Below are 25,476 nucleotides of genomic sequence, written 5' to 3'. Positions count from 1 at the left end.
CGTTGTCCGGGCAGGAGGGCTTGCCAGAGCCACCGGGTCCGCTCAGCCCTGGGGCAGATCCGGGGCATGACGAAAAACCAGCCTCACGTCCCCGTTCACCACTGCTGCGACCAGGGAATTGTCGCCTGCTTGCAGGCGGAGGTTCTGGCTGGTGACGGCACCTGCAGTGCCGGCTTCCCGGGGGGCCCCGGTCGAGTGGCCCCGTATGAGGAACTGCAGTTGCGAGGCCGCAGAATCGCGTTCGGTGGCCTCGAGCCGCTCCAGCAGGGTGACGAAGCGGTCTTGCCAGGCCACGGTGTGGCGGGCTGAGACGCTCCAGACATCCGCTTCGTCGGCCGTGCGCAGAGCGGCAGCCGTTTCCGACAGGTGGGCCAGTGCTGACCGTTCGACCTGCCTGTCCTCACGCGCGATCCAGCTGGCCAGTTGATGGTGGAATGCCGGCCACAAGTCGGTTCCAGCCGTTTGGACTACGGCGAAACCAGCCTCGGACGCGATTGCATGCAAGGAATCCGACAACATGCTCCCCCTGGTAGCTCGTCGCCACCATAGCGGCTCGGAGCCGTGCGTGGGGGCAGTTTTCCGCAGATGCCTATCGCGTCTCATGTTGATTCAACATGCCTTCTCCTGTTGGGAGTTAGGTACCAGCCGGCCGCCCGGCATGGAGGCTCCGGCCGATGGCTCGGACGGTTGCGGGCCAGGAGGAAACGGGAAACCGGGTGCTTCCCTGCGAGATGGTTCCGGGTGCTGCCAGAGTGATGTGAGACGGGCTGAAGAGGGATTGGATCGGCGGCCCGGGAGACCTTTGCTGTGCGAACAGGACGGAACTCTCCATGGCTTTGATCTTTGTGAATTACCGAACCAGCGACGAAGAGGCGGTCGCAACGCTGGTGAACACAGAGCTGACGCATGCATTCGGCGCAGAGAACGTGCTCCGGGCGAGCAGGCCGATCGGGCCGGGTGGCCGATTCCCGGGCGGCCTGCTCGCGACTGCCAGTCGCAGTGGCGCGCTGCTGGCGGTGATCGGGCCTCGTTGGGCGTCGGAGATCGCGGGTTCAGCTGGGGCAGGCACACCGGACAGCGAGGGGGATCGGGTCAGGAGAGAGATCCTTGAGGCACTCGAAGTTGGAGCGCTGGTGATTCCGCTGCTGGTCGGGGGAGCGGAGCGTTTGCGGCGTGCGAACCTTCCTGCGGAGATCGGCGACCTCGCTGACTGCCGGCACCGCAGGCTCGATCACCGTACGACCGACGCTGACCTGGCAGGGTTGGTCAAGGACCTCACGGAACTGCTGCCTCGACTCGCCGTTGCCGCCCGGCCCAATGGGCACCGGCCCAGCCCGCCCTCTTCGGTGCGACTGACCTCATCCTGGCGGGCTGGCGCCATCCAGGAGATCCAGCATTTCCAGGACGGCGGGATCGGGAACGTCAACGGTGACTTCTCGGGAACCTTCGTCGGTGTGGTGCGAGGTTCGGCCCACACAGGGACAGGCCACCTCTACCGGATGACCGAGCCGTACCCGGAGTCCAGGTCCTCCGATGTTGCGAAGGACGCGGCCCGCGCTGAAGAGGCTGACGGTAGCCGGGGTGAGCGGTCTTGAGGACGTCCGACGTGTTCGCCGGTGTCTGTAGCCTTGTCGAGGCGCGTTGCCGCGTGATGCTGCCCTGCGGGACCGCGCTTCCCTGCGAGGGGGGCACGTCCGCCACGTTGGACGAGCTCAGGCTTCTCGCGAGCGGCGACGACCTCGATTCGCCGGAACGAGCGGCTGCCTGGCGACACGTGGCGTGGCACCTCCGCGCGGAAGCGGAGGGGGAGGGTGGGGCCGAGCGGATCTGGGCTCTGATCGCGATGCGATTGCTTGCGCCGCGGCTCCGCGGAGCGGCGTATGTGATCTCCCGTCGAACGGGAGCCGAGCAGGCCGATGTCGCCTCCGCTCTGCTCCTCGGAGTGCTGCAGGGTATGCGGACCGGGGGTGAGCTGCGAGCGGGCCTCGAACGACACCTGGTGGACGCGGCATTCGCCGCCGGATGGCAGACCGGTCGGCGTGGCTCTCTGGAGACATTGGTGAAGGAAGGGAGTGCTGCACGGAGCACGGACGAGCCCCGTGTGCCGGTCGGCGGGCCCACTGGCATCGTGGCCGTCACCACGATGTCCGGGAGGCTGCTCCAGCAGGCTCAAGGCGAGCGCCTGGGTTCGCTGGCGCATCGCCTGGGCCTCCTGCCGCACGTGCGTCAGATACGACGGGCCGGCCGGTCCCGGCCAGCGGTGTCGCTCGGCGGAGGCCTCCTCGGCCGAGCCGAACAGCCCACCTTGTTCGTTTTGGAAGGGGAGGCTCATGACGGGCCGTCCTGACGAGTACGTCCCGTTCACGGTGGTGTTCGGTCTTCCCGCAGAGGTCGGGCTGCGAGTGGCTGCATCCGCGCTGGGTCTCAGCATGGCGACTGCCTACCGGTGGGTCGGGCGCGGCACCTTTCCGTGTCCGCTGCGAAGGGTCGGGCGGGCGTACGTGGTGCGGATGCCCGACCTGCTGCGCGAGCTCCGCATCCAGGACGTGCGGGTGCACTACGACGACATCGAAGCCGGCGCCCGGTTCGCCGCCGGGATCACCGACGACTGAAGCCGGAGAACGACGAAGGCCCCGGACCGCTGAGCGGTCCGGGGCCTTCGTGAAGGCGGAGGATACGAGATTCGAACTCGTGAGGGTTTTATCCCAACACGCTTTCCAAGCGTGCGCCCTAGGCCACTAGGCGAATCCTCCGTGGGAGAGCTTAGTACATGTTCGGGGGTGCTCGCGACCACCCATCCGCAGGTGGGTGGGGGTGGTGGCCTGCGGTTCGGGGTGGAGGGGTGGTGGTGGGGCTTCGGTCGGGGATCCGCTACTCTTGGGGCAGCCCCTCGTGCGGCGTTATCTCTCTGAACTCCCCCAGGGCCGGAAGGCAGCAAGGGTAGGAGGGCTCTGGCGGGTGCACGAGGGGTCCTTGCGTTCCCGGGGGACCGCGTTTGTCCGCCCGTCCCGATATCGTCGGGGGTGTGTCCCTAGCCCTGTACCGCCGCTATCGCCCCGAGACTTTCGCCGAGGTCATCGGGCAGGAGCACGTGACCGCTCCGCTCCAGCAGGCCCTGCGCAACAACAGGGTCAACCACGCCTACCTGTTCAGCGGGCCGCGCGGGTGCGGGAAGACCACCAGCGCCCGCATCCTGGCCCGCTGCCTGAACTGTGCGCAGGGCCCGACGCCCACCCCGTGCGGAGAGTGCCAGTCCTGCACGGACCTGGCGACCGGGGGGCCCGGTTCGATCGACGTGATCGAGATCGACGCCGCCTCGCACGGTGGTGTGGACGACGCGCGTGACCTGCGCGAGCGGGCGTTCTTCGCGCCGGTGCACAGCAGGTACAAGATCTTCATCCTGGACGAGGCGCACATGGTGACCCCGGCCGGGTTCAACGCGCTGCTGAAGGTGGTGGAGGAGCCGCCGGAGCACCTGAAGTTCATCTTCGCCACCACCGAGCCGGAGAAGGTGATCGGGACAATCCGGTCCCGGACGCACCACTACCCGTTCCGGCTGGTGCCGCCCGGCACGCTGCGGGACTACCTGGCGCAGGTGTGCGGGCGGGAGCAGATCGCGGTCGAGGACTCGGTCTTCCCGCTGGTGGTCCGGTCCGGCGCGGGCTCGGTCCGGGACTCGATGTCGGTGATGGACCAGCTGCTCGCCGGGGCCGGCGAGGGCGGCGTCACGTACGCGATGGCCACCGCGCTGCTCGGGTACACCGACTCGGCGCTGCTGGACGAAGTGGTGGACGCGTTCGCCGCGCAGGACGGGGCGACGGTCTTCCAGGTGGTGGACCGGGTGGTCGAGGGCGGGCACGACCCGCGCCGGTTCGTCACCGACCTGCTGGAGCGGCTGCGTGACCTGGTGATCCTGGCCACCGTGCCGGACGCCGGGGAGAAGGGGCTGATCGACGCCCCGGCCGACCGGGTCGCGATCATGCAGGCCCAGGCGGACCGGTTCGGTCCGGCCGACCTGAGCCGGGCGGCCGACCTGGTCAACACCGGGCTGACCGAGATGCGGGGGAACTCCGCGCCGAGGCTCCAGCTGGAGCTGATCTGTGCCCGGGTGATGCTGCCCGGCGCGTACGGCGACGAGCTGTCGCTGCAGGCGCGGCTGGACAAGCTGGAGCGCCGGGCGGCCACGGGCGGCTTCGCGGCGCCGTCGGCCGCCCCGCCGATGCAGGTGGCACCCCCGATGCAGCAGCAGGCACCGCCGGTCCAGGTGGCACCGCCCGCACCGCCCGTCCAGCTCGCACCGCCCGTCCAGGCCGCACCGCCGCAGGCCGCCCCGCCCGGGCAGGTGACGCCCGGTCAGCCCGCAGCCGCCGCCCCCGGCGCGTGGCCGATCCCGCGCAGCTTCCCGTCCGCCGGTGCGCCGGCGCAGGAGGCGCCCGCCCCCGCCCCCGCCCCGGTGGCACCGGCCCAGCCCGCCCAGCCCGCCCCGCCGGTCCAGTCGGCGGCTCCGCAGCTGACGGCCGGTCAGCCCTCGGTCTCCGCCCAGCAGGGCGCGGGCCAGGTCCGGCAGCTCTGGCCGCAGATCCTGGAGGCGGTGAAGAACCGCCGCCGGTTCACCTGGATCCTGCTCAGCCAGAACGGTCAGGTCGCGGGTTTCGACGGCAGCGTCCTGCAGGTCTCGTTCATCAACGCGGGCGCCCGTGACAGCTTCGTCGGCAGCAACAGCGACGAGGTGCTCAAGCAGGCGCTGGCCGACTCCCTCGGGGTGGACTGGCGGGTCGAGTGCATCGTCGACCCGTCCGGTGGCACCAGCGGCGGGGTGGCCGCCGGCGCCGGTGGGAACCCGCCGCCGTCGACCGGGGGTTGGGGTGCCCCGCAGCAGAGTCAGCCGCAGCACCAGCAGCAGGCTCCGCCGCAGGCCCAGCCCCCGCAGCCCACGCCGGTGCAGGCCGCACCGCCGCAGTCCTGGTCGGCCCAGACCGCGCCCGCGTCCCCGCAGCAGCCGGCCGCGCCTTCGCCGGCCGCCCCGGTGCCCACCCCCGTCCGCGCGCCCGCGCCGCCGGTCGACGGGCCGCCGGCGGAGGACTACCCGCCGGACGACTACGACCTGGAGGGTGACGCCAGCTTCAGCGGCCCGTCGCCCACCCAGGTCGACCAGGGGGCGCACAGCCAGGAGCTGATCGTCCGTGAGCTGGGCGCCACGGTCCTGGAGGAGATTCACCACAACCGCTGAGCCCGGTCGACGTAGGCTCGGGTCGGAAGTGTTTCCGCAGGCGTGAGTCGTAGTCGTACAGGTACAGGAGTGAGCCGTGTTCCCTGGTGGTGGCCAGCCCAATATGCAGCAGCTGCTGAAGCAGGCGCAGAAGATGCAGGAGGAGCTCGCCAAGGCGCAGCGCGAGCTGGCGGAGGCGCACGTGGCCGGTTCGGCGGGCGGTGGCCTGGTCGAGGTGACGGTGACCGGTGCGGGTGAGCTGGTCTCGCTGACCATCGCGCCGGCCGCGGTCGACCCGGAGGACACCGAGACGTTGGCCGACCTGATCCTGGCCGCCGTCCGGGACGCGAACGCGACCGCCCAGAAGATGCAGGCCGAGCGGATGGGCCCGCTGGCCCAGGGCCTCGGCGGCGGCATCCCCGGTCTGCCGTTCTGACCTGCTGTTCTGCCCGGCCGCCGGTTCCGCACCGGTGGGGCGGCGCGAGATTTATGGTGAGTCGGGCGTCGGACGGTGTGTCCGACGCCCGATTCGTTGGATGATGGCACCGGAGCCGACGGCACCGCCGGTGGCCAGGGCCCGAGGGAAGGCGCGAAGTTGTACGAGGGCGTGGTTCAGGACCTGATCGACGAACTGGGCAGGCTGCCCGGCGTCGGGCCCAAGAGCGCGCAGCGGATCGCCTTCCACGTGCTGCAGGCCGACCCGGTGGACGTGCGCCGGCTGGCGCACGCGCTGCTGGAGGTCAAGGAGAAGGTCCGGTTCTGCGTGGTCTGCGGCAATGTCGCGGAGGCCGAGCGGTGCCGGGTCTGCCTGGACCAGCGGCGCGACCTCGCGGTGATCTGCGTGGTCGAGGAGCCCAAGGACGTGGTGGCGGTGGAGCGGACCCGCGAGTTCCGCGGCCGGTACCACGTGCTGGGCGGCGCGATCAGCCCGATCGAGGGCATCGGGCCGGACGACCTGCGGATCCGCGAGCTGATGACCAGGCTGGCGGACGGCACGGTCACCGAGCTGATCCTGGCGACCGACCCCAACCTGGAGGGGGAGGCGACCGCCACCTATCTGGCCCGGCTGTGCAAGCCGATGGGCCTGAAGGTGACCCGGCTGGCCAGCGGCCTGCCGGTCGGTGGGGACTTGGAGTACGCCGACGAGGTCACCCTCGGACGGGCCTTCGAAGGGAGACGACTTCTCGATGTCTGAGCAGCCCAGCAGTACCCAGCCCGCCGGCGCGCACCCCGGTGCCGCCGCACCCGGCGGCCCGCAGCACCGGCACGAGCCGGACGACTTCGCGGTGCAGATCGCGGACTCGGTGGAGAGCTTCGTGCTCGCGGTCACCGAGGTCGCCAAGGGCGACGAGCCCGGCAGCGTGGTCTCGCTGCTCCTGCTGGAGGTCTCGCAGCTGCTGCTGGCCGGTGGCCGCCTGGGCGCGATCGAGGACGTCGTCCCGGAGGACCGGTTCGAGCCGGACGCGGGCCCGGAGCCGGACGGGGTCGAGCTGCGCGAGCGGCTGGCCGCGCTGCTCGCCCCGATCGACGTCTACCACGAGGTCTTCGACCCGTACGGGCCGCCGGAGAAGCCGAGCGCGTTCCGGATCTCGGACGACCTGGCGGGTGTGGTCGCCGAGCTGCGGCACGGTCTGACGCACTACCAGGAGGGCCGGGTCAGCGAGGCGCTCTGGTGGTGGCAGTTCTCCTACCTGTCCAGCTGGGGTTCGACCTGTACGGCGGTGCTCCGGGCGCTGCAGTCGCTGATCGCGCACGTCCGGCTGGACAGCCCGATCGGCGCGGCGGCGGACGGTGCGGACACCGACGACGACGGGCTGACCGACGAGCAGCTGGAGCAGCAGGCGGGCGACCTGATGGTCGCCGAGCTCGGCCTGTAGGCGGCGCCGCGCCGGTGTGACGCACCAGTCACCGCCGACCCGCCGACGCGAAATCCGAGGTGCCGCGCCGACCTCCCCGGCGATTCTCCGGGGAGGTCGGGCCGGGCCCGCAGACCTGCCGGTCCCGGCGGCCGGACGGCTGCCCACCTCGTGATATCCGCGTCTCATCATATGGAAACCGCAGGTCGGGCCCAGGCCGCTCGCTAGACTGGCGCCGACCGCAGCGCCCCCGTTCCCCCGGGGGTGCGGGGGCCACCAGTCCCCCGAAAACGACACTAGTCGAGGAGCGCACGTGGGCCTTGTCGTGCAGAAGTACGGCGGCTCATCCGTAGCGGATGCCGAGGGCATCAAGCGCGTAGCCCGCAGGATCGTCGACACCAAGAAGGCCGGCCATGAGGTCGTCGTCGTGGTGTCCGCCATGGGCGACACGACGGACGAGCTCATCGAACTCGCGGAGCAGGTCTCCCCGATCCCCTCCGGACGCGAGTTCGACATGCTGCTGACCGCTGGAGAGCGGATCTCGATGGCCCTGCTGGCCATGGCGATCCGGTCGCTGGGCCACGAGGCCCAGTCCTTCACGGGCAGCCAGGCCGGGGTCATCACCGACTCGGTCCACAACAAGGCGCGCATCATCGACGTGACGCCGGGCCGGATCCGGAACGCCCTGGACGAGGGCAACATCGCGATCGTGGCCGGCTTCCAGGGTGTCTCCCAGGTCAGCAAGGACATCACCACCCTCGGCCGGGGCGGCTCGGACACCACCGCGGTGGCGCTGGCCGCCGCGCTGAGCGCCGAGGTCTGCGAGATCTACACCGACGTGGACGGCGTGTTCACCGCCGACCCGCGGGTGGTGAAGAAGGCCCGCAAGATCGACTGGATCGGCTTCGAGGACATGCTGGAGCTGGCCTCGTCCGGCTCAAAGGTCCTGCTGGACCGCTGTGTGGAGTACGCGCGGCGCTACAACATCCCGATTCACGTACGCTCGTCCTTCTCCGGCCTGCCGGGGACCATTGTCAGCAGCATCAACCCGACCAAGCCCGAAGGGGGCGAGATGGAGCAGGCGATCATCTCCGGAGTCGCCCACGACACGTCCGAGGCCAAGGTCACGGTCGTTGGCGTGCCCGACAAGCCGGGCGAGGCCGCCCGGATCTTCCGCGCCATCGCGGACGCCGAGGTCAACATCGACATGGTGGTGCAGAACGTCTCGGCGGCGTCCACCGGTCTCACCGACATCTCCTTCACCTGCCCGAAGACCGAAGGCCAGAAGGCCATCGACGCACTCGGCCGGGTCAAGGAGGGCATCGGCTTCGAGTCGCTCCGCTACGACGACGCGATCGGCAAGATCTCGCTGGTCGGTGCGGGCATGCGCTCCAACCCCGGCGTGACCGCGACCTTCTTCGAGGCGCTCTCCGAGGCCGGCGTGAACATCGAGCTGATCTCCACCTCGGAGATCCGGATCTCGGTGGTCACCCGCGCGGACGACGTCAACGAGGCGGTCCGGGCCGTGCACAGCGCTTTCGGTCTGGACACCGAGACGGACGAGGCGGTCGTCTACGGCGGTACCGGCCGATGACCCCGGAGAGGAGGCCGAGCCTCGCGGTGGTCGGCGCCACGGGCGCCGTCGGAGCCGTACTGCTCGGTCTCCTCTCCATCCGGCGGGACGTCTGGGGGGAGATCCGGCTGATCGCCTCGTCCCGTTCGGCGGGCCGTCGGCTGACGGTCCGCGGGGTGGAGACCGAGGTGGTCGGGCTCGACGAGGAGGCGTTCGCCGGGATCGACGTGGCGATCTTCGACGTACCGGACGACATCGCCGCCCGCTGGGCCCCGATCGCCGCCGCCAAGGGCGTGGTGGTGGTCGACAACTCCGGCGCGTTCCGGATGGACCAGGACGTCCCGCTGGTGGTCCCCGAGGTGAACGCCCCGGCGGCGCTGATCCGCCCGCGCGGGATCATCGCCAACCCCAACTGCACCGTGCTCACCCTGATCGGCGGGCTGGCCGCGCTGCACTCCGAGTACGGGCTGAGCGAGCTGGTGGTCGCCGCGTACCAGGCCGCCTCCGGCGCCGGGCAGAGCGGGGTGGACGCCCTGCGGACCCAGATCGCCGAGGTGGCCGGCACCTCGGTCGGTGAGCAGACCGGTGACCTGCGGGCCGTGGTCGGCGACAACGGCCCGTTCGCCGCGCCGCTGGCCCTGAACGCGGTGCCGTGGTCCGGCACGGTGGAGGACGGCGGCTGGTCCTCCGAGGAGCTCAAGGTCCGCAACGAGTCGCGGAAGATCCTCGGCCTGCCGGGCCTGAAGGTCTCCGCCACCTGCGTCCGGATCCCGGTGGTCACCACCCACTCGCTGGCCGTGCACGCGGTCTTCGAACGCGAGGTGAGCCTGGCCGCCGCGCAGGAGATCCTGCAGAACGCCCCGGGCGTGGTGCTCTACGACGACCCGGCGGCGGGGGAGTTCCCCACCCCGAACGACGCGGTCGGGACGGATCCGGTCTGGGTCGGCCGGGTCAGGGTCGCGCTCGACGACCCCACCGCGCTCGACCTCTTCGTCTGCGGCGACAACCTGCGCAAGGGTGCCGCCCTGAACGCGGTGCAGATCGCCGAGCTGGTGGCGGCGGAGTTCTCCCGGCTGGGCTGAGCCCCCGGGTGTGGTCGTCCGGTGGAGGTTGAGTCCGGGTGAACGGCAGACGATCCGTCAGATTCCCCCGCAAGGGCACTGGAGGCACCTCGGCAGGTGCGGGAGAATGAGCCCGCAGTCGGGGGCAACCATGACAGGGGATCAAGTGTCCAACATGCGTGGCGAACGTGGTGGGGGCAGTGCGGGTGGGCACGGTGCGCGTGGCGGCGCGGCCGGTCGGTAGCCGGATGGGCACCGCCGCGGCGGACGCGGCGGGAGCCAGCGTCGACCATCTGACCGCCACCTACCAGGCGCACTACCGCTCCCTGCTCCGGCTGGCGGCCCTGCTGCTGGACGACGTCGCCTCCTGCGAGGACGTGGTGCAGGAGGCTTTCGTCCGGGTGCACGCGGCCCGGCGCCGGGTCCGCGAACCCGAGAAGACCCTGGCCTACCTGCGGCAGACCGTGGTCAACCTGTCCCGCTCCACCCTGCGCCGGCGGATCCTGGGCCTGCGGCTGCTGCCCAAGCCGATGCCTGACATGGCCAGTGCAGAAGAAGGCGCCTACGATGCGCTGGAGCGCGACCAGTTGAAGGCCGCGCTCCGAGGCTTGCAACGCCGTCAGCGGGAGGTGCTGGTGCTGCGCTACTACGCCGATCTGACGGAGGCCCAGGTGGCCGACGCGCTCGGGATCTCGGTCGGCTCGGTGAAGGCGTACGGCTCGCGCGGTCTGGCCGCGCTGCGGGTGCTGATGGAGAGCAGCGATGACTGACGGCCGGCGGCCCTCGGGGGAGGACCCGTTGGTGCGGGAACTGCGCGACCGGCTGCACCGGGCGGTGGCCGAGGTCGAGCCCGACCCGACCGCGCTGCCCCGGCTGCACGACCAGGTGCCCCGGCGCCGCGCCAGACACCGGACCAGGTGGACGGGCGTGGTGGCAGCCGCGCTGCTCGCCGCCGCCGCCCTGCCGACCATCCACGGGGTGCAGCAACTCGACCTCTCCGGCGGGCCGGTGGACGGCCCGCTCGCGACCGGGCCGTCCGGCCCGGCCGTCACGCCGGGGCCGTCGAGGAGCGGCGGCACCGGGCGGTCCACCTCGCTGCCGATGCCGGTCGTCACCGCCTCGCCCGTCGGCTCCCCGACCGGGCCGCTGCCCGAGGTGACCACCAGCGGGTCGCTGGCCGGTGTCCCCGGCTCGCCGACGGCGGGCACGACGCCGGTACCCGGCTGCGGGCCGGCCGACCTCGGGCAGGGCAGCTCGCACCTGGCGGCGGCCGATCCGGAGGGCCGGGTGTACGGGTGGTTCCGGGTGGTCAACACCTCCGGGCGGGCCTGCGAACTGGTCGGCGGTGGCCGGCTGGTGACCGACTCTGCCACGGTCAAGGTGGCCCCGCACACGGCCGGCGGGCCGGCCGCCGGGCTGGCCGAGCCGGTGGGGGGCGGGCCGGTGCTGCTCCCGCCGATGGCGGGCTACCAGGTCCGGTTCGGCTGGGTGCCGGACGGGCCCTGCCCCGGTGCCGAGGTCGTCAACTCCCGGGCACTGGCGGCCGGTCCGGGATCGGCCGGGACGGCGGGCGCGAGTGAGGCCCCGGGCCCCGAAACCTCGCCGTCGGCGGGCGAGTCACCCGCTCCGACGGCCAGCCCGACCCCGGGCCGGCCCACCCTCACCCTCACCCACACCCCGGAGCCGGGCGGCCCCCAGGTGGTCGCCACCTTGGCCAACGCCTGCACGGGCACCGTCTACCGCAACGGACCGGAACGCATCCCGGGCACCTCCCCCTCCACGGGGCCGTAGCCCGGCGGGCCTGGCTGCCGCCACCGTCCAGGTTCTCGGGGCTGCACTTTTGGCAGGCGCCTGAGCATCTACGGTCCAGGGGCTCGGGGCTGTGCCGTGGGCAGGCGAGTCCGTTGCACTATCCAGGGGCTGGGGGCTGTGCCTTTTGGCAGGGCGTTCCGTTGCACTATCCAGGGGCTCGGGGAACTGCGAGGAGATCTGGCGTTCGGGTCACAGACGAAAGTCCCTGACCACCCCTGAACGGATCACCTGTTCCGAGGCCGGCGTCGCAGTTCCCCGAGCCCCTGACTCCGTAGCGGGCTGAGCACCTGCCAAAAGTCGGCGTCGCCCACGCGGCGGAGCCGCACATCAGCAGAGCCCCGAGCCCCTGGACCGTAGACCCGAAGCACCTGCACAAAAGTCGGCAGCGTGAGGCCCTGGTGTCGGGGGTGGGTGTAGGGGTCGTTACCGTGGTGTGTGTGTACCGGTTTCTCCTGACTTCGCGCTGGCTCGGCGGCACCGTGGTCGCCGTCCTGGCGGTCGTGGTCTGCCTGTTCCTCGGTTCCTGGCAGCTCAGCCGGTTCGAGGACCAGGTGAAGCGGCACCAGGACGCGGTCCGCTCCGCCGACGCGGCGACCGGCGGTGCGGCGGTCCCGTTCGCCGAGCTGCTGCCGGACGCGCGGGCCCGGGTCACCACCGAGACGGTCGGCCGCGCGGTCACCCTGACCGGCCGGTACGACGCGGCGCACCAACTGCTCGTCCCCAACCGCACGGTGGACGGCAAGCAGGGCTACTACGTGCTCACCCCGCTCTGCCCGGACGGCCGGGAGAGCGGAGGCGCCTGCGTGGCCGTGGTCCGCGGCTGGGCGGCGGGCCCGGCCGCAGGGCGGACCGCGCCGGAGGTCGACTCCGGCCCGGTGACCGTCACCGGGCGGCTCCAGGCGCCGGAGAACAGCGGCAGCAACGGTGCGGTGGCCGGGGGCCTGCCCGAGGGGCAGTTGGGCACGATCAGCCCGGCGGCGCTGGTGAACGTGCTGCCGGACGTCGGGTACGACGGCTGGGTGGCCGCCGACACGGTGGCGGACGGCCTGACCGTGGTGCCGACGGTGCAGCCGCAGGGCGGCAACGGTCTGAGCCTGCGGGCGTTCCAGAACCTGGGCTACACCCTGGAGTGGTTCGTCTTCGGCGGCTTCGTGGTCTTCATGTGGTTCCGGCTGGCCCGCCGCGAGGCGGAGAACGCCGGTGACCGGGCCCTCGGACTGGACCCGGTCACCGACTGACCGTCAGTCGTCGCAGTCGTCGTTGTCCGCGCCCTTGTGACCGGTGCTCTTGTGGCCCTTGGACTTCTTCGCGCTCTTCGAACTCTTCGAGCCCTTGCCGGACTTGGCCAGCAGCTGGGCCTGGACCGGTGAGACCGTCCCGGCCACGGTGCCGGCCGACCGGTCGTCGCAGTCGTCCGAGCCGGACGAACAGCCCGCTGCGGTCAGCAGCAGTGCCAGTACGGCGCCGGAGGCCACCACCCCACGTCTGATGCTCAACGCGCTCTCCCCAGGTGCCGCAGTGTGAAGTCGATCTCCAGTCGGAGCTGCTTGATCCGCTCCTCGACCACCAGTGAGCCGTGCCCGGCATCGTAGCGGTAGACCTCGTGCTCCTTGCCGAGCTCCTCGAGCCGGGCCACGTAGTTGTCGATCTGCCGGATCGGGCAGCGCGGGTCGTTCACCCCGGCGCTCAGGTAGACCGGCACCTTCACCTGCTCCACGTAGCTCAACGGCGAGGAGGCGTGCCAGAGTTCGGGCACCTCTTCGGGCGAGCCGCCGAACAGGGTGCGGTCCAGCGACTTGAGCGCCTCCATCTCGTCCTGGTACGAGGCGAGGTAGTCGGCGACCGGTACGGCGGCCAGGCCGAGGGTCCAGCTGTCCGGCTGGGTGCCGAGGCCGAGCAGGGTGAGGTAGCCGCCCCAGGAGCCGCCGGAGAGCACCAGCTGGGACGGGTCGGCCAGGCCGGAGTCGACCGCCCAGTCCCGGACCGCGCCGATGTCCTCCAGCTCGATCAGGCCGACCCGGCCGTGCAGCGCGTCGGTCCAGGCCTGGCCGTAGCCGGTGGAGCCGCGGTAGTTGACCCGGACCACCGCGAAGCCGTGGTCCAGCCAGGCGGCGGGCCCGGCCGCGAAGGAGTCGCTGTCGTGGTGGGTCGGGCCGCCGTGCACCTCGAACAGGGTGGGGAACGGGCCGGTCCCGGGCGGGCGTTGGACCAGGGCGTGCACCCGGCCGCCCGGCCCGTCCACCCAGACGTCCTCGACCGGCACCGAGCCCGGCGGCACCGGGCCGGGGGCCCGCAGCACCACGGTGCCCGCCGTGGAGCGGACCGCCGAGGGTTCGGCCGCCGAGGACCAGAGGAACTCCACCGTCCCGTCCGGCCGGGCGGTCGCGCCGGAGACGGTGCCGCGCGGGGTGTCCAGCCGGGTCAGCCCGCCGGTGGCCAGGTCGTAGCAGAACAGCTCGCTGCGGGCCTCGTACTCGTGCTCGACCAGCAGGGCGCGGGCGTCGGGGAACCACTGCGCGGACAGGTCGCCGGGGAACTCCCGGCCCTGGTCGTCGCGGAGGACCAGTGCCGTCTCGGTGCCGGTGGCCACGTCCCAGAGGGCGGGCTCCCAGCGGCCGGTGCGCTGGTGGGCGATCAGCAGCCGGGTGTCGCCGTCGGCCGGGGCGAAGCCCAGGCAGGCCACCCCACTGGGGTGTTGACGACCCGTCACCTCGTCCAGCTCGGCCACGGTGGCGCCGTCGGCGAGCCGGAGCACCCGGATCGCCGAGTGCATCGCGTCGCCGTGCTCGGTGTGGTCGATCGCCAGCAGGGTGGAGTCGTGGCTGAGGTCGCCGACGCCGCCGTACTCCTCGTGCCGGTAGATCCGCTCGACCTCGGCGGCGCCCGGGCGGCGCAGGTAGAGGGTGGTGCCGTGCTCGTCGTCCGAGGTGCCGACCACCACGGTGCCGTCCAGGCCGAGCGCCAGACCCGCGTCGTACGCGGCCGGCACCCCGGGCACGGCGTGCTCGTCGGGGCCGCCGGCGAACGGCTGGCGGCGCCAGACGCCCAGTTCGTCGCCGTCGGTGTCGTCGAACCACCAGATCCACGCGCCGTCCGGGCTGAGCTCGGCGTCGGTGGTGCCGTTCGGGCGGGAGGTCACCCGGCGATGGGTGTCGGCCGACCGGTCCCAGGCGTAGATCTCGTACGTGCCGGTGGAGTTGGAGACGTAGAGGGCGCGGTCGGGGGCCTGCTCCGCCCAGTCGGGCAGGGAGACCCGTGCCGCCCGGAACCGCTGTTCCCACTCCGGTACGGGGCTCTTCTCGTTGCTCATCCCCCCATCAAACCCGATCCCCGCGGCCCGGCGGAACGGTGCGGCCCCGCCGGTCAGACGAAGGCGCACTGCACCACCCTGATCCGGTCCCGCCAGACCGTCACCGCCGTGGCGCCGCCGGCCGGGCCGCCGAACGACTCGGCCAGCACCCGGTCGAAGGCACCGGACTCCAGTGCCTCGGACAGCCGTCGGGCCCGGTCGAAGCGGGCCTGGTCGGGCCCCTGGTAGGGCAGTCTGCGCCAGTGCGCCGGGGAGGCGCCCGGCCCGTAACGGTGGCCGCCGAGGCTGGGGTGCGGGAGGGCGAGCGAGAGCGCGTACAGGTCGTGCTCGCCCCGGTCGGCCGTGGTGCGGAACCAGGGCGGCCCGACCCGGAGCCGGGCACCGTCGGGCTCCACCGGGACCGGGCCGGTCTGGGACCAGCCGAAGGCCGTGATGACCGGATCCCGGAGCACCGACTCGAACAGCGGCCGGAGGGCGGAGAGCGGCCGCTGCTGCACCCGGCAGGCGACGGGCTGGCGGCTCCGCTGGATCGGGACCCCGAAGAACTCGGTCGGCGTGGTCACGGACTGCCTCCTGCTGCTGCTCTGATCTGCTGCGCTGAACCGCCGGTCGTTGCTCGCGGACAGGACCTTACCTAGATGCGTTCGCGAACGCGAACACGTATTCGATTTACTGTCGATTTCCTGGGCAGGTCACCGAACCGACTGGTCACCGGCGCCGGGTGGTGGCAGCATCGGCGGGTTGGCGCTGTCAGCCTCGTTCGCGAACGCGGCCGTCGTCCGCCGACCGCCCGCGCCCTCGCCCGGGCCGGAGCGAGGGGCCGACTGCCGTGAGGGGAGACGACGAGATGCCCGCGACCGTGCCCGGCGACACCGGCGACGCGCTCTCCCGGTTGGTGCGCGAGGCGCTGGACCGTCCCGGGGTGACCTTCCGGCGGCTCACCGAGAGCACCGTCGACCCGGCCACCGGCTACCGCCCCGGCACCACCTGGCTGCACAAGCTGGTCCGCAACGAGGTGGTCCGCGCGCCCGAGCCGCAGGTGCTCCGTGCGCTCGCGGCCGGGCTCGGCCTGCCGGTGCTCCAGGTCCAGCGCGCCGCCGCGGCCCAGTACCTGGACTACGTCACCACCGAGCTCACCGGTCTGCCCGCCGACGCCCGGGCGATCGTGGCGCACCTGGCCGAGCTCGACCCGGCCGACCTGCCCCGGGTGCGGGTCGTGATCGAGGCCCTGGTGGCGGCTCGCGGCGACTCCGAAGGCGCGGCGGAGTACTGACTGCCGGGCCCGTGCGCCGTCCTCGTCTACTCCCGTAATCGGGTGTACGTTCGATTCCATCGGGAGTCGCACGCATCCGCCGTCACCGGGAGGGGCACATGAACAGGGTCACCTGGTACCACGCCGAACTCGACGACGGCGCTCCGCTGGTGCTGCTCACCTTCCCCGACGAGTCGGTCCTGATCGGCGACCCCCGCACCCTCCCGCCCAACCTGCTGCCCGCCCTCGCCGCCGCCCTGGCCACCGGGCCGCTCACCGCCGCGCGGATCGCCGACCTGATGGCCGACCTCTGGAAGCACCCGGATCCGGCGAACGGCACCAGTCATCAGGGGCTCGGGGGACTGCGACGCCCACCCTTGCAAGGTGATCCGTCCGTAAACGGCCAGGCACTTTCGCCGTGAGCCGCGCGACAGATCTCCTCCTTGCGAAGAAGTGCGGCGGCCCCACCAGGTCTCCCCGGTAGGGCCGCCGCACTCCCCTCAGTACTGCCGGTTCACTCCGTCCGCCGCGCCAGGGCCACCCGGGAGCGGGTGAAGGCGGCGGCGAGCACCCAGGCCAGCAGCGGCAGCCCGATCACCAGTGCGGCGAGCTCGGGCCACGGGATCACCAGCGGGTTGCTGCCGATCCGGAACGAGCCGGAGCCGAGCTTGGCCTCGATGCCGAGGTTCTGCACCCGCTGCAGGGCGGCGGCGGGCACCAGCCCGGCCAGTGCCCCGATCGAGGCGCCCATCGCGGCCACCACGGCGCACTGGAAGGCGGACAGCCGGCGGCGGATGCCCGGGGTGGCACCCACGGCGGCCAGGGTGGCCAGGTCCCCCCGGCTGTCGGTGGCGGCCAGGCCGGTGGCGATGGCGGCGGCGGCGATGGCCACCGCGGAGGCGGCGGCGGCGAGACCCAGGACGAGGGCGTTGCCGGAGCCCTCCTGGTAGCCGCGCTCCACCGCGAGCTTGCCGGGGCCGGTCTGCACCACGGCGGAGGTGACGCGCTGCACCTCGGCCGAGGTGAGGGTCCGGGCGGGCCGCCACACCGACTGCTGGTCGACCGAGAGCAGCCCGGCCGCTCGGGCGGCCGCCGGTGACATCACCGCGCGGGCGGCCTGGGCGGTGCCGGTCACGGCCACGCCCGGCAGGCTGACGGTACTGGTCTGGTTGCCCTCGGGGCCGGTGGCACCGAACCGGGTGAGCTGCAGGGTGACCTTGCCGTCCTGGAGGTAGCCGGGGTTCAGCACGACCACCTGACCGTCCGCCAGCGCCTTGGTGGCGGCGGGCGAGTCCACGCCGAGCAGGTTGTGCAGCACGGCCGGATCACCGCTGATCACGTCCCGGATGTCCTCGGGCTCGGCGGCGGCGCTGCGCGCGCAGCGGAGGTCGATGCCGCCGGGACCGGGCGGGGCCAGACAGGTGTTCCCGGGCGCCGGGGCGACCTGTACCCGGCCGCAGAACGAGCCGGGCGTACTGTCGCAGGCCCCGTAGCTGAGTACGCTCAGGTCCGCGCGCTGCCCGAGGTCGGGCACGGTGGCCTCCACGGCGGTCCGCAGCGCGGCGGCGTTCTTCGCGGTGGAGACCGCCAGGCTGTCGGGGCCCCGGACGGACTCGGCCTTCAGCACCACGGCACCGGACGGGGCCGAGGCCACGTACCCGGACCGGGCGGCCGACTCGCTGCCGGCCTGGAAGGTCAGCACCGCGACGGCACCGGCGACGGCGGCCATCACGGCGGCGACCGCCGGGGCGGTCCGGCCGCGGTTGCGGGCCGAGTCGCGCAGTGCGAGCCGGGGCGAGAGCGGGAGGAACCGGCCGAGCCGGCCGAACAGGCTGATCAGCAGCGGGGTGCAGGCGATCAGTCCGAGCTCGGCGAGCACCGAGCCCGCCAGGACCGAGCGCGAGCCCGAGTCGGAGAGTTCGCCGGTCAGCGCGAGGGCGGCACCCGCCAGGGCGGTCAGTGCGCCGACGACGGCCAGCCACTTGGCCGGCGGCCGGGCGGTGACCCGTCCGGTGAGGGCCGCCACCACGGGCTGCCGGGCGGCCTGCACCGCCGGGACGAACGCGGCCAGCAGGCCGGTGACCACACCGAGCGCCACGATGCCCGAAAGGTCGGTGGGGTTCAGCGCGAAGTGCCCGAACCGGGCCCCCGACCTGCCCTCCAGGTAGGACCGGGCGACCAGGGCGGTCACCCCGCCGAGCACCACGCCGGCCAGCGCACCCGCGCCGCCGAGCACGATGCCGCCGCCGAGCACGACCCGGCGGATGTGCGCCCGGTTGCCGCCGCAGGCCGCGAGCAGCCCGAGCTGCCGCCGGGAGCGTCGGGCACCGACCGCGAACGCCGGACCGGCCAGCAGCACGATCTCCAGCAGGGCCAGCCCGGCCGCGGTGGCGGCGATGGTCTCGGTCTTGCGCAGCGCCTCGGTGTCCAGGGCGCTGGCCCTGGAGCTGACCTCGGTGGCCGGCGGCGGGTCGGCGAGCACGGCCCGGGAGGCCACGGTGAAGCCGAAGGCGTTGGCCTGCTGCACCGCCTCCCAGCTGAAGGCGGCGTGCCCGGGCAGCGCGACCAGGTAGTCGCGGGCGCCGACGGCGGTGGCCAGACCGGTCTTCTCCGGCAGGGCGTTGAGCAGTCCGCTCAGCTCGCCCGGCCGGCCGACCAGCCGGTTCGCCCGCAGCTCACCCGGGTACTCGACGGCGGCGCTGATCCGGAGCGGCTGGGTGGTGCCCTTGAGCGTGGTGCTCTGGCCGACCTGGAGCCCGGACTCGGTCAGGAAGGCGGTGGTCGCCGCGATCTCGAACGGCGCGGCGGGCCACGCCCCCTGCCGGAGCGTGGTGATCCCGGCGGCCAGCGGGTCCGCCAGGTCCATCCCCCAGACCTGCACCTGGCCCTGACCGTACGTGGTGCTGGTCAGGTGGTAGCCGGTGGTGGCCTCGACCGGCAGCAGCTTGGCGTCGGCCGGCAGCGCCTGCTCCAGCAGCCGTTGCAGCGGCTGGGCGCTGCGGGCCGCCTCCTCGGGCGTGGGGGTGGGCTTCTCCCCCTTCTGGGACAGGATCAAGGTGTTCTCGCTGCTGGGCTCCGCACCCTGCACCAGCCGCCAGCCGGGCTGGGCACTGGTGCTGACGTACGCGTCGGCGGTGCCCATCAGGCGGGTGCTGTGCTCCTGCGTGGTGAGCTGGGTGCTGCGGGCCACGATGTCCGCGCCGGTGACACCCACCACCGGCAGCGCGATCATGGCGATGATCAGAGCGCTGCGCCCCTTGGCCCGCAGCGCGTCGCGGCGGGCGATCCGGAGCGCGGCCCGCCAGGCGGAGAGGCTCATCGGTTCTGGTCCGTCCTGTTGGCGGCGCCGCCCTGGCGCTCCTCCACTACCTGCCCGTCGGTGAGCACCACCACCCGGTCCGCCCACTGCGCGTGGGCGGGTTCGTGGGTCACCATGACCGCGGCCGCGCCCGCGTTGCAGCGGGCCCGCAGCACGGACAGTACGGTGTCCCCGGCGGCCGAGTCGAGCGCGCCGGTGGGCTCGTCGGCGAGCACCAGCCGGCGTTCGCCGACCAGCGCCCGGGCGATCGCGACCCGCTGCTGCTGTCCGCCGGACAGCTGGTCGGGGAAGCGGTCGGCGTACTCGGCCACGCCGGTCTCGGCGAGCGCGGTCAGCGCCTCGGCCCGGGCCCGGCGGCTGGTCACCCCGTCCAGTTCGCGCGGCAGCGAGACGTTCTCGGCGGCGGTCAGCACGGGGATCAGGTTGAAGTCCTGGAAGACGTAGCCGATCGCCCGGCGGCGGACGGCGGACAGCGCGGTCCTGGACAGCCTGCCCAGGTCCTGCCCCTCCACCCGGACCTGGCCGGAGCTGGCGGTGTCCAGCCCGCCGGCCAGCGTGAGCAGGGTGGACTTGCCGGACCCGCTGGGGCCCATCACCGCGACGAACTCCCCGGGACGGACCGACAGGTCGATCCCGCGCAGGGCGTGCACCTGGGTCGCGCCCTGACCGTGTACCCGGGACACCCCGCGCAGGCGGAGGACCGCCCCTTCGCTTTCCCTGATCTCTGTGGCTGTCACTCGTCGGCTCCTTCTCGTCGGCCGTCACCCGAGGCACCGGGCGCAGCACAGCTGCCGTCCGTCGGCGGGGCCGGAAGGCGGCCTCACCCGGGGCGGCACCCCGGTCACTGTCCTGTCAGACCCGGTCAGTCGAACCACCCTGACGCGCCTGCATACCGAGTATGTATACCCGGTATGCAGCCGCGCTTCAAGCGGCCGGCAGAGCCGATCTGCCCACCCGGCCGCCGGATCTGCCCAGGCCGGACGGGGCGCGGTGGTCCCGGCGATCGAGTTCTCGGTGGACCGACCGGCTCGCCGGACCGATCCCCTGACCGGCGTGACCTCGGGCCGGGCACGACCGAGGGCCCCGCCGGAGTGATCCGGCGGGGCCCTCGGTCGTGCGGTTCCGCTTGGTGCCGCGCCCGCTCAGGAGCGCCGTCCCGGGAGCAGCGCGGCGGGCAGCAGCCCCAGCGCCAGCACGCCACCCGCGACCAGGTAGGTGAGCCGGAACCCCGCCGGATCCGGGCCGGCCGCACCCAGCACCACCGAGATCAGCGCGGTGCCGGTCGAGGCCCAGACCTGGGAGTTGATGCTCAGGACCGTGCTGGCGGCAGCCAACTGCTCCTTCGGCAGGTCGCGGCTCGCGGTCGTCATGGTCGGCATCAGCACCGTCCCGGCGCCGACGCCCATCACCATCGCCGAGCCGACCACCCGCCAGGCCGGCACCTCCGGCACGCCGACCTGGAGTCCGGTCAGGACCATCCCCAGCGCGCCCAGGGCGACGCCGGTGGTGATCAGCCGCCGGGGCGAGACCCGGTCGATCCGTCGCGCGGCGACCTGCAAGGACAGGCCGACGGTCAGTCCGACCGGCGCGCCCAGCAGCCCGACCTCGGTGGCCCTCACACCCCGGGCCAGCTGCCAGTACAGCGGGCCGAGCAGCATCGAGCCGAAGTAGCCGGCGGTGAACAGCGCGAGCGTGCCGGCCCCGGCGGCCAGCCTGCGGTCGCGCAGCAGCCGCAGGTCGAGCAGCGGCTGACGGGCGGTCAGCGCGCGCCACCCGAAGGCGGCCACCAGCAATGCTCCGGCCAGGGTCGGGAGCAGCGCCCCGGCGGCGCCGAAGTCGCCCCGCTCGCCGCCCCTGGCCAGGCCGAACAGCAGCAGCGCCAGGCCGGGCGAGAGCGTCAGCAGCCCGGCGACGTCCAGCCCGGGCGCGGCGGCCGGGTCGGCGGGCCGGTCCGACCGCAGCAGCTTCCCGGCGAGCAGCAGCGCGGCCGCGCCCACCGGGAGGTTGACCAGGAAGATCCAGTGCCAGGAGGCGACGTCGAGCAGCCGGCCGCCGAGCACCGGACCGAACACCGGCCCGATCAGGATGGGCAGCCCGCCGACCGCCATCGCCCGCCCGAGCCGCTCGCTGTCGGCGGCGCGCATCACCATCGTCATGCCGACCGGCATCAGCAGCCCGCCGCCGAGCCCCTGCACGGCGCGGGCGGCGCTCAGGCTGCCCGCGTCCCAGGCGAAGGCGGCCAGCACGGAGCCGAGCGTGAACAGGGTGAGGGCGGTCAGGTAGCTGCGCTTGGCGCCGATCCGCCCCATCGCCCAGGCGGCGGTCGGGATCACGGCGGCCAGTGCGAGTGTGTAGGCGGTGGTGGCCCACTGGATGGTGGCCAGTGGGGCGTGGAAGGTCTCGGCCAGGCTGCGCAGCGCGACGTTGACGATCGTGGTGTCCAGCACCGACATCATCGAGCCGGTCACCACCACGACGAGGGTGCGGTTCAGGACCGTGGCCGAGGGCCGGCGGAGGTGCCGTGGTGCCTCGGTGAGCCGGGCCGTGGTCATCTCCCGCGCCTTCAGCCCTGGTACGGGTGGGTGCTCCGGGCGTCCCGCAGGACCCGTCCCCACCAGGCGAGTTGGCCGAGCATGCCCTTGACCGCACCTGCGGGCACATCGGTGTCGCGCGGCGCCCCGTCCGGACCGAGGCCCGACCACGGCCCGTGCAGGCTGACCGAGTCGCGGACCGTCACGGCGTGCAACTCGGCGAAGATCAGCCGGAGTTGCTCGACGGCGCGCAGCCCGCCGCCGAGCCCGCCGTACGAGACGAAGCCGACCGGCTTGGCGTGCCACTGCTGGTGGTGCCAGTCGATCAGGTTCTTCAGGGCGGCCGGGAAGCTGTGGTTGTACTCGGGCGTGATCACCACGAACGCGTCGGCGTCGGCCAGCCGGGGGGTCACGTCCGCGAGGGCGGCGGCGGTCTCGGGGCTCGGCGTGCTGCCCCAACCGGGCATCACCAGCGGCAGGTTGACCTCGGCCAGGTCGATGACGTCGAACTCCAGGCCGGCCTGGGCGGCGGCGGCCCCGACGAACCAGTCGGCGACGGCCGGCCCCTGGCGGCCCTCCCGGACGCTGCCGATGATGACGGCCACCCGCAGCGGCGCGTCCCGGTCGACGGTGCTGGCGGTGGTGCTGACGGCGGCGGCTGTGGCTTCGCTGGCAGGCATGGTGGTGTCCCCTCCTCCTGGGCGACCGCCCGTCGCGGCCTCCCCTCCGGTAAAGTACAACGAGCGTTGTCGAAAGTGCAACGGTCGTTGTAATTTCTCGGGAGGCATCTGTGAGCAGCGGCAACGAGACCTGGTTGGCGGAGGCGCAGCGCGAGCTGTCGCCCCGGAAGCTGGAGAAGCAGATCGCTCTCGCGAGCGCGGCCTGCTCGGTCTTCGGCCGGGAGGGCTACGCGAGGGCCTCGGTCGACGCCCTCGCCGCGGCGGCCGGCGTGTCGACCCGCACCCTCTACAACCACTTCCCCGGCGGCAAGGCCGATCTCTTCCGGACCGTCGTCATCTGGACCTCCGGTGAGGTGCGGGACGCCCAACTCGCCCTTCTGCGCGCCCTGGTGGACCCGGGGCGGCCGCCCCGCCCGGAGGAGCTGGAGCGCGACCTGATCGCGCTGGCCCGCGCGTTCGTCGGCCTGATGGCCGACCATCCGAACCACTTCGCGCTGGTCCGCCACATCCACGCCGAGGCGGACCACGTGCCGCCGGAGGTGCTGGCGGCCTGGAAGGACGCGGGCCCCGGCCCGGTCGGCCGGGCCCTCGCCGAGACGATGGCCGGCCTGGCGGCGGCCGGGCTGCTCGACCTGCACGGGGACGCGGCCATGGCGGCGGCCCACTTCATGGCGCTCACCTCGCACTCGATCGTGCAGCTCTCGCACTACGGCGTCCTCCCGCTGCCCAAGGAGCAGACCGATCGGCTGATCGAGGCGGGCGTACTGGCCTTCGTACGGGCGTACCGGGCGGGCTGATCCAGCGCGCTGCCGGACTGCTGCCTGCTCGGCCGGCGGAGTCGTGGCCCGCCGGTCGAGCTCAGCGGAACCGGTCGGCGTGCTCGACGGCCCAGTCGTGCAGGGAGCGGGCGGGGGCGCCGGTGACGTGCAGGACCGTACCGGTGACCGGTTCCGGTGCGTCGATCCGGGCAGCGACGAAGTCGAGCGCGCCGTCGACGATCCCGAGCGGCCAGCCACTGTCGACCAGCTGTCGACGGGCCGCCGCCCGGGAGATCTCCTCCCACCGGGCCGGCCGGCCGACGGCCGCACCGATGATCCGCACCTGCTCCGCCTGGGTCGGCGACGCGGGCCCGGTCAGCGCGTACCGGGCCCCGTGGTGCCCGTCCTCGGTCAGGGCCCGGACCGCCACGGCGGCGATGTCCCGTTCGTCGACCAGGGTCAGCCCGGCTGCGCCGCCGTAGCCGCGCACCATGCCCGTGGCCCGGATCTCCGCAGCCCAGCGCAGGGCGTTGGCCATGAAACCGTGCGGTCGCAGGAAGGTGTACCGCACGCCGGAGCGGGCGATCAGCGCCTCGACCTCGGCGTCCGGCCGACCGGGCGACTCGGGCTCCCCGCCGGGGACGTCCCGGACGGCGGCCGAGGACAGGTACACCACCCGGCGGGCGTTCCCGGTCAGCGCCGCCACGGCCTCGGCGGCGCCCTCGGCCGAGTGCAGGGGCCAGGCGAGGAACACGGCGTCGGCCTCCCGCGCGGCCGCCGCCAGGCTCTCCGGATCGGTCAGGTCACCGCGTACGGGCGTTGCCCCGCGCGGCAGTTGGGTTGCGCGCTCCGGTTCACGGGTCAGCGCCAGCACCTCCGCCCCGCTCCGCAGCAGACCCGGGGTGACGTGCCGGCCCACCGTGCCGTTCGCTCCGACGACCAGGACCTTCGGTGACTGCTCAACCATGACCGGACTGCCTCTCCCTGACGGCACCTCACCCGTTGTGGTGCCGTTGGGTCGACCGTAGGTCGCCTGAAGAAGACTTCCCATGCGCTCAGATCTCCGATTCATACGCGATCGTCTTCGCCGGGCCGATATCTTCTGCGGATGGATGTCCTCAGCGACGTGGTGGCGGCCATGCGCACCGGTGAGCCCCGCTCGGCCCGGGTGGAGTGGTACGGCCCCTGGGGGCAGCGGTTCCTGCCCGCCCCCGGCGGCGGGTTCCAGGTGATCCTGCAGGGCTCGTGCTGGCTGATCCCCCGGGAGGGCGAGCCGGTCGCACTGGGCGTCGGCGACGTGGTCTTCATGCCGCGCGGTCACGACCACGCGCTGGCCGACCATCCGTCAACTCCGCTGGCCGAAGCCGCCTGTGACCCGCAGGACGGCACCTGGAGCGCACAGCGGTACGCCGCCGCCTCGGTGGGCCTGCCGCCGGACGGCACCGGGCCCGCCACGGTCACCGGGCCCGCCACGGTCACCCTCTGCGGCGCGTACCAGCTCGACCCGTCCCGGGCGCACCCGCTGCTCCGGGACGTGCCGGACGTCCTGCACCTGCCCGCCCGGCTCGGGCGCCACCCCGAGATCCGGGCCGCGGTCGAACTCCTCGGCGGTGAGCTGGAGCGCCCTCGGCTCGGTGCGGACACCGTCGTCCCGGCCTTGCTGGACATGCTGCTGCTCTTCATCCTCCGCGCCTGGTTCGACCAGCCTCGGCCTCCGGCCGGGGAGCAGGGCCCGGCCCACGGCTGGGCCGCCGCGCTCGGTGACCGGGCCGTCAGCGCCGCGCTGGACGCCGTCCACCGCGCACCCGACGCCCCGTGGACGGTCGAGAGCCTCGCCGCCAGGGGCGGGCTGTCCCGGGCGGCCTTCGCCAAGCGGTTCGCCGCGACGGTCGGCCGACCGCCGCTCGGCTACCTGACCTGGTGGCGGATGACCACGGCCGCCCGCCTGCTCCGGGAGACGGACAGCCCGCTCAGCTCGGTGGCCGAACGGGTCGGCTACGGCTCGGAGTTCGCCTTCGCCAACGCCTTCAAGCGGGAGTACGGCCTGGCCCCGGGCCGGTACCGGCGCGGTGGTACGGGACGGCGGGACTGAACGAGCGGGCCGGTGCGGGCGCG

At 73.0% G+C, this 25,476-nt stretch carries 24 protein-coding genes, 1 tRNA gene and 1 other RNA gene; 16 read left to right on the top strand and 10 right to left on the bottom strand.

All coding sequences use genetic code 11. From position 1 onward, the window contains the following. Positions 1-42: 42 nt before the first annotated feature. Entirely contained in the window at positions 43-519 is a 477-nt protein-coding gene (locus tag ACIRPK_RS27720) for a hypothetical protein (RefSeq protein ID WP_403043043.1), read from the bottom strand. Positions 520-830: 311 nt separating this feature from the next. Here ACIRPK_RS27720 and ACIRPK_RS27715 point away from each other — a divergent pair, with 311 nt between their 5' ends. Continuing rightward, positions 831-1,595 (top strand): TIR domain-containing protein, encoded by a 765-nt coding sequence (locus tag ACIRPK_RS27715; RefSeq protein ID WP_403043040.1) that lies wholly within the window; start codon positions 831-833, stop codon positions 1,593-1,595. 735 nt (positions 1,596-2,330) lie between these two features. Further along, complete coding sequence (locus tag ACIRPK_RS27710) at positions 2,331-2,612, top strand: helix-turn-helix transcriptional regulator (protein WP_403043037.1); 282 nt, start codon at positions 2,331-2,333, stop codon at positions 2,610-2,612. Between the two features lie 56 nt (positions 2,613-2,668). Here ACIRPK_RS27710 and ACIRPK_RS27705 read toward each other — a convergent pair. Beyond that, positions 2,669-2,753, bottom strand: a tRNA-Ser gene (locus ACIRPK_RS27705). Between the two features lie 131 nt (positions 2,754-2,884). Here ACIRPK_RS27705 and ffs point away from each other — a divergent pair. The 10 genes from ffs to ACIRPK_RS27655 all read left to right on the top strand — a co-directional run bounded on the left by ffs (position 2,885) and on the right by ACIRPK_RS27655 (position 12,749). Further along, positions 2,885-2,975, top strand: an RNA gene (gene ffs / locus ACIRPK_RS27700) — signal recognition particle sRNA small type. A gap of 50 nt (positions 2,976-3,025) precedes the next feature. Then, positions 3,026-5,230 carry a DNA polymerase III subunit gamma and tau gene (locus tag ACIRPK_RS27695; protein ID WP_403043035.1) on the top strand — a complete coding sequence of 735 codons (2,205 nt, stop codon included), beginning with the start codon at positions 3,026-3,028 and terminating at the stop codon, positions 5,228-5,230. Between the two features lie 76 nt (positions 5,231-5,306). Beyond that, positions 5,307-5,645 carry a YbaB/EbfC family nucleoid-associated protein gene (locus tag ACIRPK_RS27690; RefSeq protein WP_184917303.1) on the top strand — a complete coding sequence of 113 codons (339 nt, stop codon included), beginning with the start codon at positions 5,307-5,309 and terminating at the stop codon, positions 5,643-5,645. Between the two features lie 159 nt (positions 5,646-5,804). Next, positions 5,805-6,404, top strand: coding sequence for a recombination mediator RecR (gene recR / locus ACIRPK_RS27685; protein ID WP_057234470.1), 600 nt, complete (start codon positions 5,805-5,807; stop codon positions 6,402-6,404). Continuing rightward, on the top strand, positions 6,397-7,086 hold the full coding sequence (locus tag ACIRPK_RS27680; protein WP_403043032.1) for a DUF5063 domain-containing protein: 690 nt from the start codon (positions 6,397-6,399) through the stop codon (positions 7,084-7,086). Before recR ends, ACIRPK_RS27680 begins: the two co-directional genes overlap by 8 nt. Positions 7,087-7,378: 292 nt before the next feature. Then, positions 7,379-8,659, top strand: a complete 1,281-nt coding sequence (locus ACIRPK_RS27675) for an aspartate kinase (RefSeq protein ID WP_403043030.1) — start codon at positions 7,379-7,381, stop codon at positions 8,657-8,659. Further along, the gene (locus ACIRPK_RS27670; RefSeq protein WP_403043028.1) at positions 8,656-9,720 is read left to right on the top strand and encodes an aspartate-semialdehyde dehydrogenase; all 1,065 of its coding nucleotides are present in this window, start codon (positions 8,656-8,658) and stop codon (positions 9,718-9,720) included. Before ACIRPK_RS27675 ends, ACIRPK_RS27670 begins: the two co-directional genes overlap by 4 nt. A 227-nt stretch (positions 9,721-9,947) precedes the next feature. Continuing rightward, a complete protein-coding gene (locus tag ACIRPK_RS27665; RefSeq protein ID WP_403043025.1) occupies positions 9,948-10,469 on the top strand; it encodes a SigE family RNA polymerase sigma factor in 522 nt (173 codons plus the stop codon). Continuing rightward, a complete protein-coding gene (locus ACIRPK_RS27660; protein ID WP_403043022.1) occupies positions 10,462-11,490 on the top strand; it encodes a hypothetical protein in 1,029 nt (342 codons plus the stop codon). Before ACIRPK_RS27665 ends, ACIRPK_RS27660 begins: the two co-directional genes overlap by 8 nt. 458 nt (positions 11,491-11,948) lie before the next feature. Then, positions 11,949-12,749, top strand: a complete 801-nt coding sequence (locus tag ACIRPK_RS27655; RefSeq protein WP_403043020.1) for an SURF1 family protein — start codon at positions 11,949-11,951, stop codon at positions 12,747-12,749. A 3-nt stretch (positions 12,750-12,752) separates the two neighbouring features. Here ACIRPK_RS27655 and ACIRPK_RS27650 read toward each other — a convergent pair whose 3' ends face one another. The 3 genes from ACIRPK_RS27650 to ACIRPK_RS27640 are packed head-to-tail and all read right to left on the bottom strand — an operon-like array spanning position 12,753 to position 15,384. After that, entirely contained in the window at positions 12,753-13,007 is a 255-nt protein-coding gene (locus ACIRPK_RS27650) for a hypothetical protein (protein ID WP_403043017.1), read from the bottom strand. Continuing rightward, the gene (locus ACIRPK_RS27645) at positions 13,004-14,821 is read right to left on the bottom strand and encodes a prolyl oligopeptidase family serine peptidase (protein ID WP_403043015.1); all 1,818 of its coding nucleotides are present in this window, start codon (positions 14,819-14,821) and stop codon (positions 13,004-13,006) included. The genes ACIRPK_RS27650 and ACIRPK_RS27645 overlap by 4 nt, the downstream gene beginning before the upstream one ends. Positions 14,822-14,874: 53 nt before the next feature. Then, positions 14,875-15,384 (bottom strand): hypothetical protein, encoded by a 510-nt coding sequence (locus tag ACIRPK_RS27640; RefSeq protein ID WP_403043012.1) that lies wholly within the window; start codon positions 15,382-15,384, stop codon positions 14,875-14,877. Between the two features lie 284 nt (positions 15,385-15,668). Here ACIRPK_RS27640 and ACIRPK_RS27635 point away from each other — a divergent pair, with 284 nt between their 5' ends. Both ACIRPK_RS27635 and ACIRPK_RS27630 read left to right on the top strand, forming a co-directional pair. Further along, entirely contained in the window at positions 15,669-16,094 is a 426-nt protein-coding gene (locus ACIRPK_RS27635) for a hypothetical protein (RefSeq protein WP_403043009.1), read from the top strand. Positions 16,095-16,192: 98 nt separating this feature from the next. Continuing rightward, positions 16,193-16,495 (top strand): hypothetical protein, encoded by a 303-nt coding sequence (locus tag ACIRPK_RS27630; RefSeq protein ID WP_403043006.1) that lies wholly within the window; start codon positions 16,193-16,195, stop codon positions 16,493-16,495. A gap of 92 nt (positions 16,496-16,587) precedes the next feature. Here the strand turns inward: ACIRPK_RS27630 and ACIRPK_RS27625 are convergent, their stop codons facing one another. From ACIRPK_RS27625 to ACIRPK_RS27610, 4 genes are all read right to left on the bottom strand, one after another. After that, positions 16,588-19,392 (bottom strand): FtsX-like permease family protein, encoded by a 2,805-nt coding sequence (locus ACIRPK_RS27625; protein ID WP_403043004.1) that lies wholly within the window; start codon positions 19,390-19,392, stop codon positions 16,588-16,590. Beyond that, the gene (locus ACIRPK_RS27620) at positions 19,389-20,129 is read right to left on the bottom strand and encodes an ABC transporter ATP-binding protein (protein WP_403043001.1); all 741 of its coding nucleotides are present in this window, start codon (positions 20,127-20,129) and stop codon (positions 19,389-19,391) included. The genes ACIRPK_RS27625 and ACIRPK_RS27620 overlap by 4 nt, the downstream gene beginning before the upstream one ends. A 405-nt stretch (positions 20,130-20,534) precedes the next feature. After that, complete coding sequence (locus ACIRPK_RS27615; RefSeq protein ID WP_403042999.1) at positions 20,535-21,944, bottom strand: DHA2 family efflux MFS transporter permease subunit; 1,410 nt, start codon at positions 21,942-21,944, stop codon at positions 20,535-20,537. Positions 21,945-21,955: 11 nt separating this feature from the next. Next, positions 21,956-22,603, bottom strand: a complete 648-nt coding sequence (locus tag ACIRPK_RS27610; RefSeq protein WP_403042997.1) for an NADPH-dependent FMN reductase — start codon at positions 22,601-22,603, stop codon at positions 21,956-21,958. A gap of 110 nt (positions 22,604-22,713) precedes the next feature. Here ACIRPK_RS27610 and ACIRPK_RS27605 point away from each other — a divergent pair, with 110 nt between their 5' ends. Next, positions 22,714-23,400 carry a TetR/AcrR family transcriptional regulator gene (locus ACIRPK_RS27605; RefSeq protein WP_403042994.1) on the top strand — a complete coding sequence of 229 codons (687 nt, stop codon included), beginning with the start codon at positions 22,714-22,716 and terminating at the stop codon, positions 23,398-23,400. Positions 23,401-23,461: 61 nt separating this feature from the next. On the opposite strand, the gene ACIRPK_RS27600 is transcribed toward ACIRPK_RS27605, so the two are convergent. Further along, on the bottom strand, positions 23,462-24,328 hold the full coding sequence (locus ACIRPK_RS27600) for an NAD(P)H-binding protein (RefSeq protein WP_403042992.1): 867 nt from the start codon (positions 24,326-24,328) through the stop codon (positions 23,462-23,464). Between the two features lie 141 nt (positions 24,329-24,469). Between ACIRPK_RS27600 and ACIRPK_RS27595 the strand changes: the two genes are divergently transcribed. Further along, positions 24,470-25,453, top strand: coding sequence for an AraC family transcriptional regulator (locus tag ACIRPK_RS27595; protein ID WP_403042990.1), 984 nt, complete (start codon positions 24,470-24,472; stop codon positions 25,451-25,453). The last annotated feature ends 23 nt before the right edge of the window (positions 25,454-25,476 follow it).

The sequence above is a fragment of the Kitasatospora sp. NPDC101801 genome, from assembly GCF_044766665.1.
GTDB lineage: Bacteria > Actinomycetota > Actinomycetes > Streptomycetales > Streptomycetaceae > Kitasatospora.
This window is presented reverse-complemented; position numbering and strand designations above follow the sequence as displayed.

Coding starts and splice junctions, on each gene's coding strand:
- ACIRPK_RS27615 (WP_403042999.1), bottom strand. CDS start 21,944: ATGACCACGGCCCGGCTCACCGAGGCACCACGGCACCTCCGCCGGCCC.
- ACIRPK_RS27710 (WP_403043037.1), top strand. CDS start 2,331: ATGACGGGCCGTCCTGACGAGTACGTCCCGTTCACGGTGGTGTTCGGT.
- ACIRPK_RS27625 (WP_403043004.1), bottom strand. CDS start 19,392: ATGAGCCTCTCCGCCTGGCGGGCCGCGCTCCGGATCGCCCGCCGCGAC.
- ACIRPK_RS27610 (WP_403042997.1), bottom strand. CDS start 22,603: ATGCCTGCCAGCGAAGCCACAGCCGCCGCCGTCAGCACCACCGCCAGC.
- ACIRPK_RS27635 (WP_403043009.1), top strand. CDS start 15,669: ATGCCCGCGACCGTGCCCGGCGACACCGGCGACGCGCTCTCCCGGTTG.
- ACIRPK_RS27595 (WP_403042990.1), top strand. CDS start 24,470: ATGGATGTCCTCAGCGACGTGGTGGCGGCCATGCGCACCGGTGAGCCC.
- ACIRPK_RS27600 (WP_403042992.1), bottom strand. CDS start 24,328: ATGGTTGAGCAGTCACCGAAGGTCCTGGTCGTCGGAGCGAACGGCACG.
- ACIRPK_RS27660 (WP_403043022.1), top strand. CDS start 10,462: ATGACTGACGGCCGGCGGCCCTCGGGGGAGGACCCGTTGGTGCGGGAA.
- ACIRPK_RS27670 (WP_403043028.1), top strand. CDS start 8,656: ATGACCCCGGAGAGGAGGCCGAGCCTCGCGGTGGTCGGCGCCACGGGC.
- ACIRPK_RS27680 (WP_403043032.1), top strand. CDS start 6,397: ATGTCTGAGCAGCCCAGCAGTACCCAGCCCGCCGGCGCGCACCCCGGT.
- ACIRPK_RS27715 (WP_403043040.1), top strand. CDS start 831: ATGGCTTTGATCTTTGTGAATTACCGAACCAGCGACGAAGAGGCGGTC.
- ACIRPK_RS27720 (WP_403043043.1), bottom strand. CDS start 519: ATGTTGTCGGATTCCTTGCATGCAATCGCGTCCGAGGCTGGTTTCGCC.
- ACIRPK_RS27645 (WP_403043015.1), bottom strand. CDS start 14,821: ATGAGCAACGAGAAGAGCCCCGTACCGGAGTGGGAACAGCGGTTCCGG.
- ACIRPK_RS27630 (WP_403043006.1), top strand. CDS start 16,193: ATGAACAGGGTCACCTGGTACCACGCCGAACTCGACGACGGCGCTCCG.
- ACIRPK_RS27665 (WP_403043025.1), top strand. CDS start 9,948: ATGGGCACCGCCGCGGCGGACGCGGCGGGAGCCAGCGTCGACCATCTG.